Annotated in this window: 17 protein-coding genes; 7 read left to right on the forward strand and 10 right to left on the reverse strand. The window is 39.9% G+C overall.

The window, feature by feature from the left end:
• A complete protein-coding gene (mgtE, locus tag WG905_RS06000; RefSeq protein WP_339590803.1) occupies window positions 1-1,350 on the forward strand; it encodes a magnesium transporter in 1,350 nt (449 codons plus the stop codon).
• On the opposite strand, the gene WG905_RS06005 is transcribed toward mgtE, so the two are convergent.
• The 7 genes from WG905_RS06005 to WG905_RS06035 all read right to left on the reverse strand — a co-directional run bounded on the left by WG905_RS06005 (window position 1,345) and on the right by WG905_RS06035 (window position 10,493).
• Window positions 1,345-1,755: an organic hydroperoxide resistance protein gene (locus WG905_RS06005; RefSeq protein ID WP_339590804.1), complete on the reverse strand. Its 411-nt coding sequence runs from the start codon at window positions 1,753-1,755 to the stop codon at window positions 1,345-1,347. The two genes, mgtE and WG905_RS06005, sit on opposite strands and share 6 nt — an antisense overlap.
• Window positions 1,756-1,790: 35 nt before the next feature.
• Window positions 1,791-3,950: an FUSC family membrane protein gene (locus WG905_RS06010; RefSeq protein WP_339590805.1), complete on the reverse strand. Its 2,160-nt coding sequence runs from the start codon at window positions 3,948-3,950 to the stop codon at window positions 1,791-1,793.
• Between the two features lie 241 nt (window positions 3,951-4,191).
• Window positions 4,192-5,337, reverse strand: coding sequence for a tetratricopeptide repeat protein (locus WG905_RS06015; RefSeq protein ID WP_339590806.1), 1,146 nt, complete (start codon window positions 5,335-5,337; stop codon window positions 4,192-4,194).
• Window positions 5,338-5,418: 81 nt separating this feature from the next.
• The gene (locus WG905_RS06020; protein WP_339590807.1) at window positions 5,419-6,501 is read right to left on the reverse strand and encodes a tetratricopeptide repeat protein; all 1,083 of its coding nucleotides are present in this window, start codon (window positions 6,499-6,501) and stop codon (window positions 5,419-5,421) included.
• 23 nt (window positions 6,502-6,524) lie between these two features.
• Window positions 6,525-9,152, reverse strand: a complete 2,628-nt coding sequence (gyrA, locus tag WG905_RS06025) for a DNA gyrase subunit A (RefSeq protein WP_339590808.1) — start codon at window positions 9,150-9,152, stop codon at window positions 6,525-6,527.
• An 88-nt stretch (window positions 9,153-9,240) separates the two neighbouring features.
• Window positions 9,241-10,137 (reverse strand): oxygen-dependent coproporphyrinogen oxidase, encoded by an 897-nt coding sequence (hemF, locus tag WG905_RS06030; RefSeq protein WP_339590809.1) that lies wholly within the window; start codon window positions 10,135-10,137, stop codon window positions 9,241-9,243.
• A gap of 137 nt (window positions 10,138-10,274) precedes the next feature.
• Complete coding sequence (locus WG905_RS06035; RefSeq protein ID WP_339590810.1) at window positions 10,275-10,493, reverse strand: coproporphyrinogen III oxidase; 219 nt, start codon at window positions 10,491-10,493, stop codon at window positions 10,275-10,277.
• A gap of 87 nt (window positions 10,494-10,580) precedes the next feature.
• On the opposite strand from WG905_RS06035, the gene WG905_RS06040 reads away from it, so the two are divergent.
• From WG905_RS06040 to WG905_RS06050, 3 genes are read left to right on the forward strand one after another with little or no spacing between them, the layout of a single operon-like run.
• The gene (locus WG905_RS06040; RefSeq protein WP_339590811.1) at window positions 10,581-11,066 is read left to right on the forward strand and encodes a DUF4442 domain-containing protein; all 486 of its coding nucleotides are present in this window, start codon (window positions 10,581-10,583) and stop codon (window positions 11,064-11,066) included.
• Between the two features lie 26 nt (window positions 11,067-11,092).
• A complete protein-coding gene (locus WG905_RS06045) occupies window positions 11,093-11,728 on the forward strand; it encodes an AlbA family DNA-binding domain-containing protein (protein WP_339590812.1) in 636 nt (211 codons plus the stop codon).
• Window positions 11,729-11,758: 30 nt separating this feature from the next.
• Complete coding sequence (locus WG905_RS06050) at window positions 11,759-13,135, forward strand: MATE family efflux transporter (RefSeq protein ID WP_339590813.1); 1,377 nt, start codon at window positions 11,759-11,761, stop codon at window positions 13,133-13,135.
• A 186-nt stretch (window positions 13,136-13,321) separates the two neighbouring features.
• Here WG905_RS06050 and WG905_RS06055 read toward each other — a convergent pair whose 3' ends face one another.
• Both WG905_RS06055 and WG905_RS06060 read right to left on the reverse strand, forming a co-directional pair.
• Window positions 13,322-13,972: a DsbA family oxidoreductase gene (locus WG905_RS06055; protein ID WP_339590814.1), complete on the reverse strand. Its 651-nt coding sequence runs from the start codon at window positions 13,970-13,972 to the stop codon at window positions 13,322-13,324.
• Between the two features lie 23 nt (window positions 13,973-13,995).
• Complete coding sequence (locus WG905_RS06060) at window positions 13,996-15,033, reverse strand: aldose epimerase family protein (protein ID WP_339590815.1); 1,038 nt, start codon at window positions 15,031-15,033, stop codon at window positions 13,996-13,998.
• A gap of 86 nt (window positions 15,034-15,119) precedes the next feature.
• On the opposite strand from WG905_RS06060, the gene WG905_RS06065 reads away from it, so the two are divergent.
• The 3 genes from WG905_RS06065 to WG905_RS06075 are packed head-to-tail and all read left to right on the forward strand — an operon-like array spanning window position 15,120 to window position 17,487.
• Complete coding sequence (locus WG905_RS06065; RefSeq protein ID WP_339590816.1) at window positions 15,120-16,271, forward strand: galactokinase; 1,152 nt, start codon at window positions 15,120-15,122, stop codon at window positions 16,269-16,271.
• A 15-nt stretch (window positions 16,272-16,286) separates the two neighbouring features.
• Window positions 16,287-16,820: an RNA methyltransferase gene (locus tag WG905_RS06070; RefSeq protein ID WP_339590817.1), complete on the forward strand. Its 534-nt coding sequence runs from the start codon at window positions 16,287-16,289 to the stop codon at window positions 16,818-16,820.
• Window positions 16,821-16,824: 4 nt separating this feature from the next.
• On the forward strand, window positions 16,825-17,487 hold the full coding sequence (locus WG905_RS06075; RefSeq protein ID WP_339590818.1) for a YdeI/OmpD-associated family protein: 663 nt from the start codon (window positions 16,825-16,827) through the stop codon (window positions 17,485-17,487).
• A 44-nt stretch (window positions 17,488-17,531) separates the two neighbouring features.
• Here WG905_RS06075 and WG905_RS06080 read toward each other — a convergent pair whose 3' ends face one another.
• Window positions 17,532-18,998 carry a glutamate synthase subunit beta gene (locus tag WG905_RS06080; protein WP_339590819.1) on the reverse strand — a complete coding sequence of 489 codons (1,467 nt, stop codon included), beginning with the start codon at window positions 18,996-18,998 and terminating at the stop codon, window positions 17,532-17,534.
• Between the last annotated feature and the right edge of the window lies 1 nt (window position 18,999).

Here is an 18,999-nt window from a genome sequence, read left to right on the forward strand (position 1 = left end):
ATGCAATCTTTCGAATTAGACAAGACGGATGTTTCAAAATTGAAATCCGCTTTAAACGGTAATGATGAGGATTTGAAATTACTGCTGGAGGAGTATCATGCTTCAGAGATTGCTATTTTATTTGAAAGCCTGCAGCAGGATGATAAGGAAAGGATCATTAATTTACTTTCTGTGGAGGTGGCTTCAGAAGTCATTGCTGAAATGCATGAAGAAGCCCATCCTGAAGAGTTGCTGCTGCAACTTCATCCTGAAAAACGAACCGAAATTGTTGAAGAGCTGGATTATGATGATGCAACAGACATTATATCCCAACTAGAGGAGCACGAGCAAAAGGAAATCCTTGAAGATCTGAGTGAGGATGATGCTTCAAACATCAGGAATTTGCTTCGTTATGCGGAAGATACTGCAGGTGGATTAATGAACACGGAGTTCATTAAAGTTAACCTCAATCTTAACAAACAGGATGCAGTTGTTGAACTGATCAAACAGAGCGAGGAAATAGAAGAATTTTACACGATTTTTGTTGTTGACGATGATAATGTTTTCCATGGTATTGTGTCTTTAAAAGACATTATCAAAGCCAAGGGAAATGAAAAAATAACCGCTTTAGTGAAGGCAGAGGTAGCCTGGGTCTATCCTGACACTGATCAGGAAGAGGTAGCGAGGTTAATTTCCCAGTATAACCTGACCAGTATTCCCGTTGTTGACCGTGAAATGCACCTGCTTGGCCGGGTAACCTTTGATGACGTGATCGACGTTATTGAAGATGAAAATACGGAGGATATTTTAAAGATATCGGGTGTTTCTGAAGATGAGGAATTAAGTGGTCATTGGCTGGATGCTGTTAAATCACGATTACCCTGGCTGATCATCAACCTTGGAACAGCATTTTTAGCTTCCGCTGTGGTTCGGTATTTTGAGCCTACACTGGCCAAAATAGCGGTATTAACAGCCTATATGACTATCATTGCCGGCATGGGCGGAAATGCAGCCACCCAGGCACTGGCGGTTACGGTAAGAAGGATTTCATTATACGACCTCACAGATAACCAGGCTTATCGAACTGTGCTTAAGGAATTTACAGTTGGATTAATCAACGGAGCCGCCACCGGATTGATTGTACTGGTGGTCGCCTTGCTCTTTGACAGTAATCCTTTATTGGGGGTTGTGATATTTTTAGCGATGACCGGGAACCTGGTAGTGGCCGGAGTAACCGGGGCGGGTATACCATTAATACTTAAAAGGGTAGGGATAGATCCGGCAATAGCATCTTCCATCATCATCACCACCTTTACCGATGTTTTTGGTTTCTTTTTACTGCTGGGCCTTGCCAGTAAGTTACTGCTATAAAGCAGTAACTGTGGTTTCAATATTTCCTCTGGTGGCTTTAGAATAAGGGCAAGCTCTATTTGCCTTCTCAGCTAAGCTTTGTGCTTCTTCCTGGGGAATGCCTGGGATATGAACATCTAGCGCGGCCGATAAAACGAATGCATTACCATCCTGATTAAAGGACACGTTCACTGTAACAGTTGCTTCTGAAACATCGATATTTTCGCGTTTTGCAACAGAACCAAGCGCACCAAGGTAACAAGGCCCCCAAGCGGCAGCGAAAAGCTGTTCCGGGTTAGTTGCACCACCTTCTCCACCCATTTCAGCAGGTTTCCTTACGTCAAAGTTCAGTTGATCATCGCTTGATTTAATATGTCCATCTCTGCCGCCTGTTGCAGTCACAGCAGCTGTATACAATTTTTCCATAGTTTAGTAATTTAATATATAACAAAACCCTCACCTTAAAGTTTTAAATTGATCTTTTCAGTTAATTTATAAATGTCATAAGCAACCTTCTGTATCAATTCCACCAGCTCATTAATGGTTGCCAAATCTTCCAGATCAGCATCAGGGGTATTGATCTTATTTCTGATCAGTGGAACATTCCTGATTTCTGCCGTTGGTTTAACTAAGGTTTCTGTGGTTAAATTAATAAGATATAAGGTGTTGTTAATCAATGGCTTTAGTTCTCCCGTCTTTTCCATTGAAAATGAATGTTCCTTATTATAAAGAGCAAGGGTGGCAATGTAAGAAGAAAGCAGGTGATTCAATGCAGTAAACTGGTGCATTTCTTTCATGAGTACTTGTTTACTTTTAGGCTCAGAAAACATTCTTTGGAACAGAGAGGCGAGGTTTGAAGAAGTTACATAAACTTCTTTCCGGGCCAACTTATAGGAGGTTAAATTTTGACTTTTATCAAAATAAAGCGAAGTAACTTCTTTAAAATAATCTGCGTTTGCTTTCACTGCAGAAACCATGTCATCCTTTAATTTTTTATGTTCCCAATTGGGAAATAAGGAATAGCTTGCTAAAAATGCAAGGAATGAGCCAATTAAAGTATCTATAATCCGTTCACTTACGACAGCAATGTCTCCCATGCCTAAAAAGTTAAACAGTATGATTACATAGGGCGTCATGAATAAGACGCTCACAACATAGTTTTTACGCTGAAAACTATAACATAAAACCATACATACCAATAGAATAACAAACAAGACGTTTTTATCGGGTATATAAGTGATTACAACTAAACCGATTATTGCGCCGGCGATGGTGCCGATAATTCGCTCATAATTCCGTTGTTTGGTTAAACTGAAGCCGGGTTTGGAAATCACCAGAATAGTGAGCAAAATCCAGTAACTATGGGAAAAAGGTAATACTTTGGAAATCACAAAGCCAAGCAGCATCACAATGGCGACCCTGAGGGCATGCCTGAAGGTGGAAGATTTAAAAGTTAAATTTTCCAGCAATAATTTGATATCTATCTTTTGTCGGGTGATAAATTTCTCAGTGTCAATCGTCCTGCTTTTCAAACTTTTCTTTTCCTTGAAATAACCATTAATGGTTTTTACCCTTGAAAGTATGTTTTCAATATTAACTTCAATGTTTTTTAAGGCGACAATACTCAATGTATTATAAGTTGCTGTTTCTTTTTCTTCTTCGAGTTTTAGGATTTTCGACTTCAATTGTGCGATTTCATCCCTCAGCCGACCAGAAAGGAGGGGAGTACCTCCTGTTTTTAAAGCAAATGCCAGTTTATCTAATTCATTGGCTATCATATTGATCACCACCTCAAAATCCGTTAAAATTCCGGATGAATCAAACTGTTCATGCAATTTCTTATAATTGTAATAGGTAGACATGATTTGCTCAAACAAATCAACCATATCTACAAACACGAGCATTAAAAATCTGCCTTCAGGTGTTGAATCCCGTACAATTTCCCTTGTTTTGAAAAGTAGTTCTCTTACGGCATCTTGTTTTTCATGAACCTGGACCTGCAATTGAAGTAATGCGGCGTAATTTTGTTCGTAATCAGTATTGTAATGGTAAAATTTAGCTTTGGCCCTTAAAAATTCGGATACTTCATCAATCGATTCGCTTAAAGTTTGTTGAACAATCCGGTATGGCCTGAGTGTATACATAAAATAACTCAACAAGGTATACCAGGAACCACCAGCGAGAACCAAAACTGCGTGTAACATCACATCCTGTCGCGGCCTGACGTCGTCCACACTTAAAACGATGACCAGCAAGGAAGCTGTACCAATCGCCGCTTCGCGCGTTCCATACAAAGAGAACATGGAAAATAGAAAACTAGCGAGTGGCAATAAAATTCCTATGAAGTAGAGATTGTTATTCGTGAGGCCGACCAAAAACGACATCATAAAAATTAAGCCTGTAGTAATGATCATCGCATTTCTGCGGTGTACAATTGGGCCCGGCGTGTCAACGACACTAACGCATAAGGCACCTAAGGACAAAGTCATGCCTAAACTAAGCAGGCCAAACTGGGCGAGAATTAATGACGGGCAAAGAACTCCAAATGTGATCCGTAAACCGTCTGCAAAATAGGTGCTTAATAAAAAATCTTGAATGCTTCTTAGCGGCTTATGAAACATGGGGAAACAGCATAAAACGTTAATGGTATGATATAAGAAACTCTAGGTACAAGTTCTATGCCTTTATTTAAAATTTGTTTTTTTCATAAATATTATATCGCACTATAATTAATATTATGTTAAGTAGACTTTAGAATACCCCCTTTTAATACGGGGTATTCTATTTCAATGGTATTCTTGAGGCTATCACAAACTCCTGCATCCAGGCATTCAGTGTTGTACCTTCAATATTTAGATTTTTTTAAAATTCTTCCAGCTTACGTTTCAATTCTTGTACTTTATCAAACTTATTCTTTCTGGCATAAATCTCAGTCAACAATTGAACCGTCGACCTGTCATTTGGGTTAATTTCATTGGCCTGTAACAGTGTTAGCTCAGCCCTGTTGATATTGGAGTTGAAAGTTTGTGTATTCGTACTATCATTTGATTTGAGCGCATTATTGGCAACATCTATATAAGCTATTCCCAATTGATATAAAGCATCAAAATAATTCGCGTCTAATTCAAGTGCTTTCTTATACGCCAACTCTGCTGTTGAATTTTTAGCATGCTGCTGATTTAAATAGCCGTATAAAAAGTATAATAACTTATTCTTTGATTCTATTGGCAGCGTTTTTTCAATGGCTTTGATTGCTTTGTCATACTTCTCATTGTCGATCAATAAGTTGATATAGTTGTTATTTAGGAAGGAATTGTTAGGATTAAGCTCCATCCCCCGCTCTAACGTACTAATGGCCATATCATTTTCAAACTTTGAAGTGTAAATAGTTGCAATAGACTGGAATAACGTAGGGTTTTTAGCTCCATTCTGCAATGCACGTTTAAAATAATCCTGTGCAGCGGCCAGGTCTCCAATGTTTTTTGCACTTAATCCGGTATTTATAGCCAAGGTCGTGTCATTTGGAAAAAAGTCACTTACCTCACGCAGTAGCTCAAAAGCATTCTTAAAATCATTATTTAAATAAGCCTTGCTCGCCTTATCTTGTTTTTTGAGGATGATATTATGTGTTGCAGCGTCAATTAAAGAAGTGTTATTTTGAAAACGATCCAGTTCTTTAGCGGTATTTAAAGCTTCGATGGCCATTTTATAATGCCTTTCGGAATTACTTTCGTTTTCATCAATTAGGGCCACATACGAACTCAGGTAAGACTTGATCGCCCATGTTTCGGGCCAGTTTTTTGTCCTTCTGTCTTTTTGTGCGCTTTCGGTAGCCTTGATGCCTTCGCCAATTACGCTCAACTGTTTAGCTTTATCCTGACCGCTCGCAATGGCTGCCTGCAGCTTACCTACAGCATTTTGAGCTACTTTCATTTGACTCTTCTGGCTAAAGCTGTCAGTAGAGATAATTAAAAATGCCGCTAAAAGTATAAAAGATTTGATGTTCATAATTGATGTATTTGAAACAAATTTATGTAAAAAAAAAGAGGGATAAAATTTATCCCTCTTTTTTGTAGAATTAAAGCAAAATTATGGTGTTAAAGCCTTAAGTTTTTTGTCAGTTTCTTCGTATTTCTGGGTTTCATTTTTAAACGCATAAATCCTTTTTAAAGCTTCAAGTGCTGAAGCTGATTTAGGATCTAATTCCGCAGATTTAAGGTAATAAGGTAAAGCTTTATCTAACATCGCGGTGATTTGAGTGGTCATCGCAGCAGCTTCCTTTACTTGTTTAGCACTTAATTTGTTCTTTTTTTCCTGAATTGATACGGCCTGCGTGTAATAAATATCACCTTTCAAATACTGATAAATTGCATTTTTTGGATCTTTTGCAATTAATTTATCAAGCATCATCTCAGACTTTTCAATATCACCCTGGTTAATATACAACTGTGTTTCTATTTGTATAAAGTTTTCGGCATCCGGAAATTTCGCTGATGCTTCTTTCAATAAGGACAAGGCAGAAACGGTATCTTTCAATTCACTCAGTGTGATGCCGATCACTTCACCATACAAATCTTTTGAATTTGGTGCGTTGAAACTGATCAGTTTTTTGAAGTTTTTAATGGCTTCCGGATAGTTCTTCACATTTTTAGCCATGATACCAGCATTTAAATACATGGCAGTATCCTGTGGATTCTTTTCGGTAGCCTCAGTGAAGTATTTCAAAGCTGTCGCGAAATCCTGTTTGTTATAAGCGGTAAATGCCCTGATTTTAATGGCATTAGTAATGTTTACTTCTGCTGTCTGGATGTTTTCTTTTTCACCACCTTTTGTATCCAGTGTTTTAGCTTTGGTAACCGCTTCTTCAGCAATTTTTTGCTTAGCAATTGAATTCTCTGCATTCACGGTATCTGCTGCAGCAATCGCTGAAGCAAATAATGCTCTGTAGGACCATGCTTCAGGCATGTCCTTTGATTTTTCGTGCACAATTGCCTTGTCTGTATGTGCCAGACCGGAGTTTAAGGCTGTTAATGTTTTGTCAAGCGGTTGTTTTCCACTTGCCATTAGCTGAAACAGGCCCCATTCTTTCTTTGCGTCGGCAACTTCACTCTTTTGAGCATTTGCCAGCGTAGCAACTCCTACGAACAGTAAGCTGAAAAGTACTTTCTTCATTTTATTTATTTTAAAGTTTATTTTTAATTATCTTCTTCTTCAGCATCTTCCTGATCATCCTCATCCGCTCCTTCTACATCTTCATCTTCCTCGGTTTCCTCAATTTCTTCAGTTTCCTCGGTTTCGCCTTCTTCTGCAACGGTATCTAATGGAACTTCACCATCAATATTTACAACTTCCTCCACCTCTTCATCTTCTTCATGATCAATTCTAGCTACTGAAGCTATTTCATCATTACCTTTCAGATTGATTAAGCGAACGCCCTGGGTTGCTCTTCCCATTACCCGTAGGTCACTCACCACAATTCTGATCACGATACCTGATTTATTAATAATCATTAAATCATCAGCATCGGTTACATTTTTTATAGCAATAAGGTCGCCAGTTTTTTCAGTGATACTAATTGTTTTCACACCTTTCCCACCTCTGTTAGTAACGCGGTAATCATCAACGTTGGTACGTTTACCATAACCTTTTTCTGATACTACTAAAATAGTCGCTTCAGGATTATCTACAGCAATCATACCAATTACTTCATCTTTGTCATGCGCAAGGGTAACACCTCTCACGCCTGTTGCCGTTCTTCCCATCGGTCTAACAGTGGATTCATTAAAGCGGATGGCCCTTCCAGAGCGTAATGCCATTAATATTTCACTGCTTCCGCTGGTTAAGCTAGCTTCCAATAACTGGTCACCTTCATTGATGTTAATTGCATTAATACCATTCACCCTCGGTCTTGAATAAGCCTCTAAAGATGTTTTCTTAATTGTACCCTTTTTGGTACACATAATGATAAAATTGTTCTCCAGGTATTCCTGATCTTTTAAATTCTTGACTTTAATATAGGCCTTTATTTTCTCTTCTTTAGGAATGTTGATGATGTTTTGAATAGCTCTTCCTTTACTTACACGCGAACCTTCAGGAATTTCATACACCCTTAACCAGAAACAACGACCGCTTTCTGTGAAGAAAAGCATGTAATTGTGATTGGAAGCAATCAAAAGATGTTCGATGAAATCTTCATTTCTCGATTCACTGCCTTTAGAACCTTTCCCGCCTCTCGCTTGTGTTCTGAATTCTGTAGCAGGTGTACGTTTAATATAGCCTTCACGAGAGATGGTGATGACTACATCCTCATCCTCAATAAAGTCTTCCATGCTCATGTCTTCAGCAGAGTGAACGATCTGCGTTCTTCGCTCGTCACCATACTTTTCCAACATTTCTTGCAATTCATCTTTGATAATTTGCATTCTAAGACCTTCATCAGCTAGTACGGATTGAAGATATTCAATGGTTTTCATTAATTCATTAAATTCATCTTTAATCTTATCACGTTCCAGACCTGTTAAACGACGTAAGGTCATATCAAGAATTGCACGTGCCTGAACATCGCTCAATCCGAATGATTCCATTAAGCCCATTCTTGCATCCTCCGGCGTATTTGAAGCACGGATTAACTTGATAACTTCGTCCAGGTGATCAAGTGCAATAAGCAAACCTTCTAAAATATGCGCTCTTTTCTGCGCTTCGTCCAGTTCAAATTGCGTGCGGCGAACAACAACTTCATGCCTGTGGTTAACGAAATGCCTGATCAGGTCCTTCAAATTCAGCATTTGAGGTCTGCCTTGAACAAGGGCAATGTTATTTACACTGAATGAGGTTTGTAAAGCCGTTTGTTTAAATAAGTTGTTTAATACAATGGCAGCATTAGCATCACGTTTAATTTCATAAACGATCCTGATTCCGTCCTTATTAGACTCATCTTTTATATTGGAGATACCATCGATTTTCTTTTCACCGACAAGTTCCGCTGTACGCTCAATCATCATCGCCTTATTCACCTGGTAAGGTATTTCGGTCACAATGATGGTCTCCCTGTCTTTATTTGTTTCAATTTCAGCCTTTGCACGCATCACAATACGTCCCCTGCCGGTTTCGAAAGCATCCTGAACACCCGTATAGCCATAAATGATAGCACCAGTAGGAAAATCAGGAGCTTTTATGAACTTCATCAATTCCGGAATAGTGATTTCGTTATTATCAATATAGGCAATTGTACCATTGATTACTTCTGTGATATTATGCGGAGGCATATTTGTGGCCATACCTACTGCGATACCCGAAGCACCGTTGATCAGTAAATTGGGAACCTTCGAAGGCAAAACTGTAGGCTCCTTTAAAGAATCATCAAAGTTAAGCTGGAAGTCTACCGTATCTTTATTGATATCAGCAAGCATATCTTCAGCAATCTTTTGGAATCTTGCTTCCGTATAACGCATCGCTGCCGGTGAATCACCATCGACAGAACCAAAGTTACCTTGTCCTTCAACCATTAAATAACGCAAGCTCCAGGGCTGCGCCATCCTCACCATTGTTAAATATACAGATGAATCGCCGTGAGGGTGATACTTACCCAAAACTTCACCGACAATACGTGCTGATTTTTTATAAGGTCTATTGTTTGCTAATCCCAGATCAAGCATACCATATAACACACGGCGGTGTACAGGTTTTAATCCATCTCTTACATCAGGGAGAGCTCTTGATACAATTACAGACATCGAATAATCGATGTAAGCAGACTTCATCTGCTCGTCTATATTGATCTTAATAATTTTGTCGTTTTCCTGACTTTCTAAATCTTCTGCCATAAATTAATGTTCGTATAAAACGATATAAATAAAGTTTTGTTATAACCTTGCGAATTTAACAAAATAATGTGTTTAACCTTAAAAAATATTAAACCCAATCAATTCCTTTGATAAGTTTACTGGTTGTATAAGCTTCCGGAGAATTCTCCAAAGGGTGGAAATTGTAGATCCACTTTGCCAAAGGAGGCAAGCTCATTAAAATTGATTCTATTCTTCCGTTCGTTTCCAATCCAAACTTCGTTCCTGAATCATAAACCAGGTTAAACTCGGCATACCGGCTCCGGCGTACATATTGCCATTCTTGTTCCTGCTCAGTATAACTCTGATCCCTGTTACGGTCAATCAGTTCTGTATAAATGGGTGCAAAAGTACGTCCCACATCCAAAGAAAATTCCAGCAATTGTTCGTAGCTCAACTTTGTGTTGGCAGGTCTCAGCCTATCGTAAAAGATCCCTCCTATACCACGTGTTTCTTCCCTGTGTTTGATGTAGAAATAGTCATCGGCCTGTTTTTTAAACTGCGGATAAAAGTTGGTGTCATACTTATCACAGGTATTTTTCAGTAAATGATGGAAATACCTGGCATCTGTATCAATTACATAATGAGGTGTAAGATCAATACCACCACCAAACCACCTGGTATCATCATCCATTTCAAAATACCTAATGTTCATATGTATAATTGGAACAAATGGATTTGAAGGATGCAAAACGATCGAAACACCGGTTGCAAAAAACTCATCACTTTTTACGTTAAAGGCCTTTTTTACCGATTCGGGAAGTTTCCCATGCACTGCAGAGAAATTTACCCCTCCTTTTTCAATCACAAGACCATTTTGAAACACCCTGGTACGGCCTCCGCCGCCACCTTCTCTTTCCCATAACTCTTCTTCAAAATGCGAACCTAAATCTGCAGTTTCCAGTGCACTACAGATCTCATCCTGGATGATCTTATATTCTTTTGCAACTTTTTCTCTGAATAACATAATCAAAGTTAACCCTAAACAGGTTCTATCGTATTTTATAATTAGAGATAGTACATTTTTTTGACAGTACATAAAAAAAGCCATCCACGTCGGATAGCTTTATCTTTTCTTAAACATGAGGTTGGACGTATTCAGCATTACATTGGAGGCATAGTCTTCGTAGTGTCAGGCGGCATGGTAGTGGTTGTTGTATCGGTAGGCCTTGTTGTTGTATCCGTCGTAGCAGGCGGTGTCACCATTGTGGAGTCCATTGTCGTCGTGTCCCTGGTGTCAGAGGCACCGCGATTAGAACTGCATGCTGAAGTGGCTATAATTAATGAACCTACAACAGCAAGACTTAGAATTGTTTTTTTCATAGGATTTAAATCTTGTTTTAAGATTTAACATTGGTAGGAATAAATAGTTTTTTAAAAGTTCAATAATCTTTCAGATATTTAAGGGTCATGATTGTATCTGAAAAAACCCTTAAGTGGGCTATGTGTTTTTATCCTCCCTTGTTTTTCCAGAGAATATGGATTAAAAAATTCCACCAAGGATTCCGGGGTGTTGACGTGAAGATTACAAAAAGCCTGATCAACAAAAACTATAACGGCTCCATCTTTGGGGGAACAATTTATGGGGCCACGGATCCTTTTTATGCCCTTTTATTTGATCAAATCTTACGTAGAAAAGGCTTTAAAACACGTGTATGGTTAAAAAGTTCCACTATCAATTACCTTAAACCCGGTCACAGCCATTTATATTTTACGATAAAGATTTCTGATGAGATGCTGGAAGATGCCATTTGGGCTTTAACCCACGAAGGTAAATTTGTAAAAGCCTATCCTATGGAAGTAACCGACAAAAAAGGAGTTTTATGTGCAACGGTGATCAATGAAGTCTATATCAGGAACCTTCATCACGGTGAAAAGGCTGTTGTAGCCTATTAATTAATTATGATCTTCAATCATTGTTTATGAACATCAGGAAATTAATACTTCAGGGCGAAGGAACGACGCTGGATTTTAAAAAGACAATAACGAATGTCGGAAAAATTGCCAAAAGCCTGGTTGCTTTTGCAAATAATAAGGGCGGACAATTGTTGATTGGTGTAACTGATGATGGAACCATTACCGGGGTGAAATCTGAAGATGAGGAAAAATACATGATTTTAAAATCTGCACATCAATACTGCAGGCCAGCTATTGAGCCTGAGTTTGAAGAGGTTTATGTGGAAGAAAAACTGGTGCTGGTCGTCAAGATCAGCGCAAGCAAAACCAAACCTCATTATGCCCTTGATGATAACCAGCAATGGTGGGTTTATTATCGGGTGGAAGACAAAAGTGTATTGGCAAGTAAGATTATTGTGGATATTCTTGGGAGCGAGCACCGGGAAAATGGCCAGTTGATTGCTTACACCGACCATGAAAAGAAGCTTTTTGCCTATTTGGAAAAAGAAGGGCGCATTACCCTTAAACAATTCAGTAAACTAACCCGGAGCTCGAACCGGCACGCACAGAAAGTATTAGTTAACCTGATATTAACCGGTATTATCAAACCACATACTTCTGAGAAAGAGGAATATTTTACCATGGCAGAATCAATTAAATAGCTGTATTTTCGCGATTTATTATCGTGGGCTATGTTTAAATCCTTTTATACAAAATACAAACCTTACTATTCAGATAACTTAAGATTAGCACTGCCTATAGTCGTTTCTCAATTGGGCCATACCGCCGTGCAGCTTGCCGATAGTGTAATCGTAGGACATTTCGCAGGAACCACCCAACTGGCCGCTGTATCACTTGTTAATAGTATCTTTATGCTGGTGATGGTACTGGGGCTAGGGATCTCCTACGGTTTAACTCCTTTAATTGCACAGGAACAAGGTAGAAGGAACTTTTCAGCTTGCGGAAAACTCTTATCCAACAGTTTATTCATGAATATCGTTAGCGGCATCGTGCTCTATTGTTTTGTTCATTTTGGTACCCTACTCATCATCGATCATCTCGGACAATCACCTGAAGTAGTTGCTTATGCCAAGCCTTTTCTGGGTTATTTAGGCTTTTCCATTATCCCTTTGATGATTTTTCAAACATTTAAACAATTTACAGAAGGCCTTGGCTTTACCAAGCAGGCGATGTATGTGTCCATCTGGGGTAACGTCATTAACATCGTATTAGGGATCATATTCGTGAAGGGAATGTTCGGTATAGCCCCAATGGGCGTAAAAGGTGTAGGACTGGCTACGCTGATCGACAGAACTTTAATGGCTGTGGCGATCGGTGTTTATGTGTTCCGGTCGGAACATTTCAAACCTTATCTACGAAGTTTCAAGATCAGCTTTATAGACAAGGTCATCAGTAAAAAGATCTTTAAAATAGGTGCACCCGTAGCTTTACAGTACTCCTTTGAAGTCAGTGCTTTTAGTGGTGCTGCCATTTTGATTGGCACTATTGGTGCAGTTGAACAGGCGGCACACCAGGTCGCCATCAATTTAGCCGCCATCACTTACATGATGTCCAGTGGTATCGCGTCAGCCGCTACCATAAAAACTGGTAATAACCTTGGTAAAAACAACTTTTTAGACTTACGCCGTTCGGCCATAGCAAGTTACCATGTGATCCTTGGTTTTATGACGATCACGGCCCTGCTTTTCATTTTTGCAAATAACCTCTTGCCTTATATCTACACCGAGGATACAGCTGTGATCCGCATTGCAGCACAATTGCTAATTATAGCCGGTTTTTTCCAGCTTTTCGACGGAACCCAGGTGGTAGGCCTTGGCGTATTAAGAGGGATTGGTGATGTCAACATCCCCACCTTCATCACTTTCGTGGCTTATTGGATCATTGGAATTCCATTAGGTTACTTCCTGGGCATTAAGTTAGGATTAGGCGTTAACGGTATATGGTATGGTTTAACCTTTGGTTTACTTACCGCGTCGATCCTGTTGTTCTTCCGCTTTCAGCAGAAAACAAGACGCCTGCTGGTAACTGTGCCGGCTGTAACTAAATAATGGGCCTTCATCACGATGTAAACCCATTATATTGAACTTGTTTTCGTCATGCTGAATTTATTTCGGCATCTCTTTGAAACGATAATGGGGTTTTGAGATGCTGAAATTAATGAATCATGGTCACGGAAAAGAGATCCCGGAACGGAACCCGGGATGACAATCGAACCTCCTCGATGACGAAAAAAATCAGTCTTCCTGTGGCGCATATTCCAGCCAGCTCATTTTCAGGGCGTCAAGAAATGTTGCCGGTGGCTGGGCACCGGAGATGGAATATTTCTGGTTGATGATAAAGAATGGAACACCACTGATGCCGATGCTTTTTGCCGTACTTTGATCATACCGCACCTCGTCAGTAAAAGAATTACTTTCCAGCATCCGGGCAACCACATCTTCGTCAATTCCAATAGATACCCCTATTTCAATCAATGTCTGCTTGTCGTCGATGTTTTTACCTGCTGTAAAATATGCAGCGAATAAGCCTTCTTCCGCCTCATCGCCCAGGCCCAGGCTTTTCGCCAGTTGAATCAGACGGTGCGCATTAAAAGAGTTGGCAACAACCTGCCGGTCCAAATCAAAGGTAATGCCGGTCTCGGCAGCTGTTTCTGAAACATACTTTCCAATCTCTATGGCCCATTGCTTAGTTTGCCCTTTAATTTCTGCCAGGTGCTCATGCGGATTCTTGTCCGGTTCTGTTTTTGCATTTGGATCAAGCTCATAGCTATGCCACTCCACTTCTACTTTATCTTTGTGTTCAAACTGCGATAACGCTTTTTCGAACTTTCTCTTTCCAATATAACAAAACGGACACCTAACGTCCGACCAAATATCAACTTTCATCTATTATATTATTATGTGTATGTTTATTTATGCTCGATTTTATAAATTGTAGTCTGTTTATAGGTATCTCCGGGCAACAAAACTGTTGAAGGGAAATGCGGAATATTAATGGCATTTGGATGGTGTTGGGTTTCCACGCAAAAAGCTTCAAACGGACCATAATTTTTACCTTTTTTACCGTTTTTCACCTGGAGAGATTTAGCCGTATAGAAATGGGCAACAGGCTCTGTGGTATATACAGACAACCTTAAACCGCTAATATCTTCTTTGGTTTCGGAGGCCAGGGTCAATTCTCCGGGTTCTTTATCCAAAACAAAGGTCTGATCATAGCCTTCGGCCGGGTCCCAGTCCTGACCAATTAATTTAGGGCCAAGAAAGTCGTATATCGTGCCTTCCACGGGAATCTTCTCCCCTGTTACCGCGTAATTACCATCCTGCTGCAAGCAATAACTGGCTGGTATCCTGTGGGTATGCCTGGCTACACTGCCACCTGCAGGTGATAAGTTAAAGTAACCATGATGGGTCAGGTTGATGGCTGTGGCTTCATCAGTTTTTGCGCTATAATCAAGGATGAGCTCATTGTCATCTGTTAGCTTAAAAGTCAGTTGAACGGTTAAGTTTCCGGGAAACCCTTCCTCTCCTGCCGGACTTACGTATTGCAATGTTAGGCCGGGGGCAACTGTCGGTAAGATATCCCAAACTTTTTTGTCGAAACCTGTTTCCCCGCCATGAAGACTATCCCGGCCATTTTTTTTCGATATCTCGTAATTTTTGCCGGCAATCTCAAATTTGGCATCTTTTATCCTGTTGGCATACCGCCCGATTACGGCGCCTAAATAAGGATAAGCGGCAAGGTAATCCTCACTTAAATACCCTTCAAAATCATCAAAGCCTAATACGATATCTTGTTTTTCACCAAAAGCATTCTCCACTATAAAATTACTTATAATGGCGCCGTAGTTATATATCTTTACATAAGTGCCATGACTATTGGTGAGCTCAACAGCATAGATTTGTTTTCCGTTAATTTCATGATGGGTCTTGATCAGATTTGGTTTCATATTGTTATCTTGTCGGCTATATTTTTTGTGTAAACAATACTATCAATACTTTAACAATTAACAGCAAATAATTTAAATTTTTACAAATGAAGACGGATTTAGCGCGTAAATTCCATGAAAATTATCAACAAGAACCTACTGCTACTTATTTTACACCAGGAAGGGTTAACCTGATTGGCGAGCATATCGACTATAATGGCGGATTAGTTATGCCCTGTGCGATCACCTTGGGGACATGGTTATGTATGGCGCCAAATAAAGATCAAGTCATCAGATTTAAAAGCCTTAATTTTCCAGAAGAACTTACGATCCCTTTACAATCCAGCTATACCAAAACCGGTACAGAGTGGTATAATTATACGCTTGGTGTTTTTAATGAAATTCTAAAAGAAAAGGCCATCACACAAGGACTTGACATCCTCATTGACGGTAATATTCCCATTGGTTCGGGCCTATCGTCTTCTGCCTCTATAGAAGTGTTAATGGCCTATGCATTAAATGATTATTTCAATTTTGGTTACAGTAAACTTGAACTGGTCTTGCTGTCAAAAAGGGTAGAAAATCATTTTATTGGCGTTAACAGTGGCGTAATGGATCAATTTGCCGTCACCTTCGGAGAAACAGATAAAGCCATTGTGTTGAACTGCGATACCCTGAAATACAGGCTTGTTGACTGCGATACGGACAATTATGTTTTAGCCATTATCAATACCAATAAACCAAGAAAGCTTTCTGAATCAAAATACAATGAAAGAGTTCAGGAATGTCAGACGGCCTTGAAACAACTCAACCAGGAAATTACGTTGAATAACCTGTGCGAACTGACGGCAGAGAAATTTGCCCTCCATAGTCACCTGTTAACAGATCCTGTGATACTGAACCGTGCAACCCATGTGATTAAAGAAAATGACCGGGTGAGTTTTGCAGCCAAAGCTTTAAATGAAGGAAACCTGGAAGAGTTCGGCCGCTTAATGTACGCTTCCCACCTCTCCTTAAAAGAGCTGTATGAAGTAACCGGCATTGAATTAGACACGGTAGTGGAATTCTGTAAAACCTATCCACAGGTTATCGGCGCAAGGATGACTGGTGCTGGTTTTGGAGGTTGTGCCATTGCATTGGTTGAAAAAGGTGCGGAAGCTGATTTTAATGAAGAGTTGAGTGCTTTCTATACAGAAAAAATAGGCTATGCTCCTTCTGTTTACATCAGTAACATTGGTAATGGTGCATCAAGGATTTAATTTTACTTTTGTAAAATGCAAAAGTTAAAATTAGATGATCTTAACCGGGTAAGTGTAGCTGAGTTTAAAGAACAAGATAAATTACCTGTTGTTGTGGTGCTGGATAATGTTCGCAGCATGCATAATGTAGGTTCAGTTTTCAGAACCGGGGATGGTTTTGCTGTTGATCGGATTGTTTTATGCGGCATCACTGCCAATCCACCACATCGGGAAATCGAGAAAACCGCGCTTGGCGCTACCTTATCCGTTGATTGGGTACACTATGATGACACTGTAACGGCCGTTAAGGCTTTGCGTGAAGAAGGTTATATCATCATCGCCATTGAACAAGCTAAAAATAGTACCATGCTCAATACCTTCAAACCAGATCCGAAGCATAAATACGCCCTTATCTTCGGGAATGAAGTAGACGGGGTAAGTGAAGAAGTGATGGCCATGATTGATGAGTGTATAGAAATACCCCAGTTTGGTACCAAACATTCTTTTAATATTGTTATTTCTGCGGGGATAGTCCTTTGGGATTTCTTTGCCAAGTTAAAACTCTCCTAGTTCTATGGATAACCCTCTATTCAAAAAATTAAATCTTAAGGCAGGGAATACCTTGCTTGTAGATCAGGCACCAGAAAATGCACTTACCTTTTTAGGGGAAGTTCCAGCATCTATTCAGTTGGTTTTCAATGAAGAAAAGGGATTTGATGCGATTTTATTGTTTGCGAAGATGGCCGATGAGTTAGTAAGCCGGTTAACTGCTTTAAATAAATATTTAAAACCAGCAACGCTGATCTGGATTGCTTATCCAAAAAAGAATTCCGGTATAGCAACCAATTTAAGTATGATGGGGCCCTGGGAAGCTGTCAAAGCTTTAAATTTAAGTCCTTGTGCCTCAGTAGCCATCAATGATGTCTGGACAGGAATCCGTTTAAAGCCTATTGACCAGATTAAATCTTCTGGACTTGCCAAGGAAAGTATAAAAAACAATGCCCTGAATGAATTTATTGATGTAGAGAAAAAGCAGGTTACCCTGCCGCTCTACCTTGAAAATGCCTTAATAGAACATCCCCAGGAATATCGTTTCTTTGAGTCCCTATCTTGGTCCAATAAAAAAGAATATGTGCTATGGATCTTAACCGCAAAGCAGCATTCGACCAGGGCTACAAGGATCTCAAAAATGATCTCCAAACTGGCAGAACGAAAAAAGAATCCTACCGCTAAGTAGGATTCTTTTACCTTTCATCGAGAATAAAAACTTATAAGTATACCTTAGGCGTAAGGTATTCCATCTTTACTTGATAATTTGCTGTAACCCATCAGGTATTCGTCCACTTTGCGGGCGGCCTCACGACCTTCAGAAATTGCCCATACCACCAGTGACTGGCCTCTTCTCATATCTCCGGCTGCAAATATTTTGGCAATATTCGTTTGGTATTTACCTTCTTCCGCTTTCACATTTCCACGGTTATCCAGTTCAACACCTAAATTTTCCAACAAGCCTTCTTTCTGCGGATGAAGGAAACCCATGGCCAGTAAAATCAGCTGACAAGGTAATTCACGTTCCGTACCCTCAATTTCAGTAAAATTAATTGGTCGGCCGTTAGCATCTACCTCCCATTCCACATCAACGACTTTCAGGGCTTTTAAATTTCCATCTTCATCCTTGATGTATTCTTTGGAATTCACTCCCCAGGCACGGTTACAGCCCTCTTCATGTGAAGAAGTCACTTTTAACAGCATAGGGAAAGTTGGCCATGGCATATTTGAAGTACGCTGTTGGGCAGGCATCGGCATGATCTCGAACTGGGTCACCGATCTTGCCCCTTGACGGTTAGAAGTTCCGATACAATCAGAACCTGTATCACCACCACCGATGACGATTACATCTTTTCCAGTTGCTAAAATCGCATCCTGTTCAATTTCAAAATTCCTTACCCTTTTATTCTGCTGTTTCAGGAAGTCCATGGCGTAATGAACACCTTTAGCATCCCTTCCGGTGAGGTTAAGGTCTCTTGGAATCGTAGAGCCTCCGGCAAGAATGATAGAGTGGTACTCTCTTAAAAGCGTGTTCAGCTCTACGTTGACCCCAACATTGGCATTACATTTAAATACAATACCTTCTTTTTCAAGAATGTTGATCCGTCTGGTGACTACATCCTTTTGTAATTTAAAATCAGGGATCCCGTAATTCAATAAGCCACCGGGGGTATCATCACGTTCGTAAACAGTGACCTCATGTCCAGCTTTATTTAACTGTGCAGCAGCAGCCAATCCCGCAGGTCCGGAGCCAATAACGGCTATTTTTTTGCCGGTCCTCATTAATGGAACCTCAGGTTTAATATAACCCTTGGCAAAAGCCATTTCTATGATGTGTTTTTCGATTTCTTCAATCGATACCGGTGATTTGTTGATCCCCAATACACAGGCAGATTCACAAGGAGCCGGGCATATTCTTCCTGTAAACTCAGGGAAGTTATTAGTGCTCAATAAGATAGATGTTGCCAATTCCCAATCTGCTTTATATACAGCATCGTTGAACTCCGGAATTACATTCCCCAAAGGGCATCCAGATTGGCAAAAGGGAACGCCGCAGTCCATGCAACGTGCAGCCTCCCTGTTTATTTGATCAGCATGGTATAAATGAACGAATTCATTATAGTGCTTTAAACGTGATTTTGCATCTTCTTTTTCAGGAGCAGTTCTTTCATATTCTAAAAATCCGGTTACTTTTCCCATG

The organism is Pedobacter immunditicola (assembly GCF_037482985.1).
Classification (GTDB): domain Bacteria; phylum Bacteroidota; class Bacteroidia; order Sphingobacteriales; family Sphingobacteriaceae; genus Pedobacter; species Pedobacter immunditicola.

Coding starts and splice junctions, on each gene's coding strand:
- mgtE (WP_339590803.1), top strand. CDS start 1: ATGCAATCTTTCGAATTAGACAAGACGGATGTTTCAAAATTGAAATCC.
- WG905_RS06005 (WP_339590804.1), bottom strand. CDS start 1,755: ATGGAAAAATTGTATACAGCTGCTGTGACTGCAACAGGCGGCAGAGAT.
- WG905_RS06010 (WP_339590805.1), bottom strand. CDS start 3,950: ATGTTTCATAAGCCGCTAAGAAGCATTCAAGATTTTTTATTAAGCACC.
- WG905_RS06015 (WP_339590806.1), bottom strand. CDS start 5,337: ATGAACATCAAATCTTTTATACTTTTAGCGGCATTTTTAATTATCTCT.
- WG905_RS06020 (WP_339590807.1), bottom strand. CDS start 6,501: ATGAAGAAAGTACTTTTCAGCTTACTGTTCGTAGGAGTTGCTACGCTG.
- gyrA (WP_339590808.1), bottom strand. CDS start 9,152: ATGGCAGAAGATTTAGAAAGTCAGGAAAACGACAAAATTATTAAGATC.
- hemF (WP_339590809.1), bottom strand. CDS start 10,137: ATGTTATTCAGAGAAAAAGTTGCAAAAGAATATAAGATCATCCAGGAT.
- WG905_RS06035 (WP_339590810.1), bottom strand. CDS start 10,493: ATGAAAAAAACAATTCTAAGTCTTGCTGTTGTAGGTTCATTAATTATA.
- WG905_RS06040 (WP_339590811.1), top strand. CDS start 10,581: ATGATTGTATCTGAAAAAACCCTTAAGTGGGCTATGTGTTTTTATCCT.
- WG905_RS06045 (WP_339590812.1), top strand. CDS start 11,093: ATGAACATCAGGAAATTAATACTTCAGGGCGAAGGAACGACGCTGGAT.
- WG905_RS06050 (WP_339590813.1), top strand. CDS start 11,759: ATGTTTAAATCCTTTTATACAAAATACAAACCTTACTATTCAGATAAC.
- WG905_RS06055 (WP_339590814.1), bottom strand. CDS start 13,972: ATGAAAGTTGATATTTGGTCGGACGTTAGGTGTCCGTTTTGTTATATT.
- WG905_RS06060 (WP_339590815.1), bottom strand. CDS start 15,033: ATGAAACCAAATCTGATCAAGACCCATCATGAAATTAACGGAAAACAA.
- WG905_RS06065 (WP_339590816.1), top strand. CDS start 15,120: ATGAAGACGGATTTAGCGCGTAAATTCCATGAAAATTATCAACAAGAA.
- WG905_RS06070 (WP_339590817.1), top strand. CDS start 16,287: ATGCAAAAGTTAAAATTAGATGATCTTAACCGGGTAAGTGTAGCTGAG.
- WG905_RS06075 (WP_339590818.1), top strand. CDS start 16,825: ATGGATAACCCTCTATTCAAAAAATTAAATCTTAAGGCAGGGAATACC.
- WG905_RS06080 (WP_339590819.1), bottom strand. CDS start 18,998: ATGGGAAAAGTAACCGGATTTTTAGAATATGAAAGAACTGCTCCTGAA.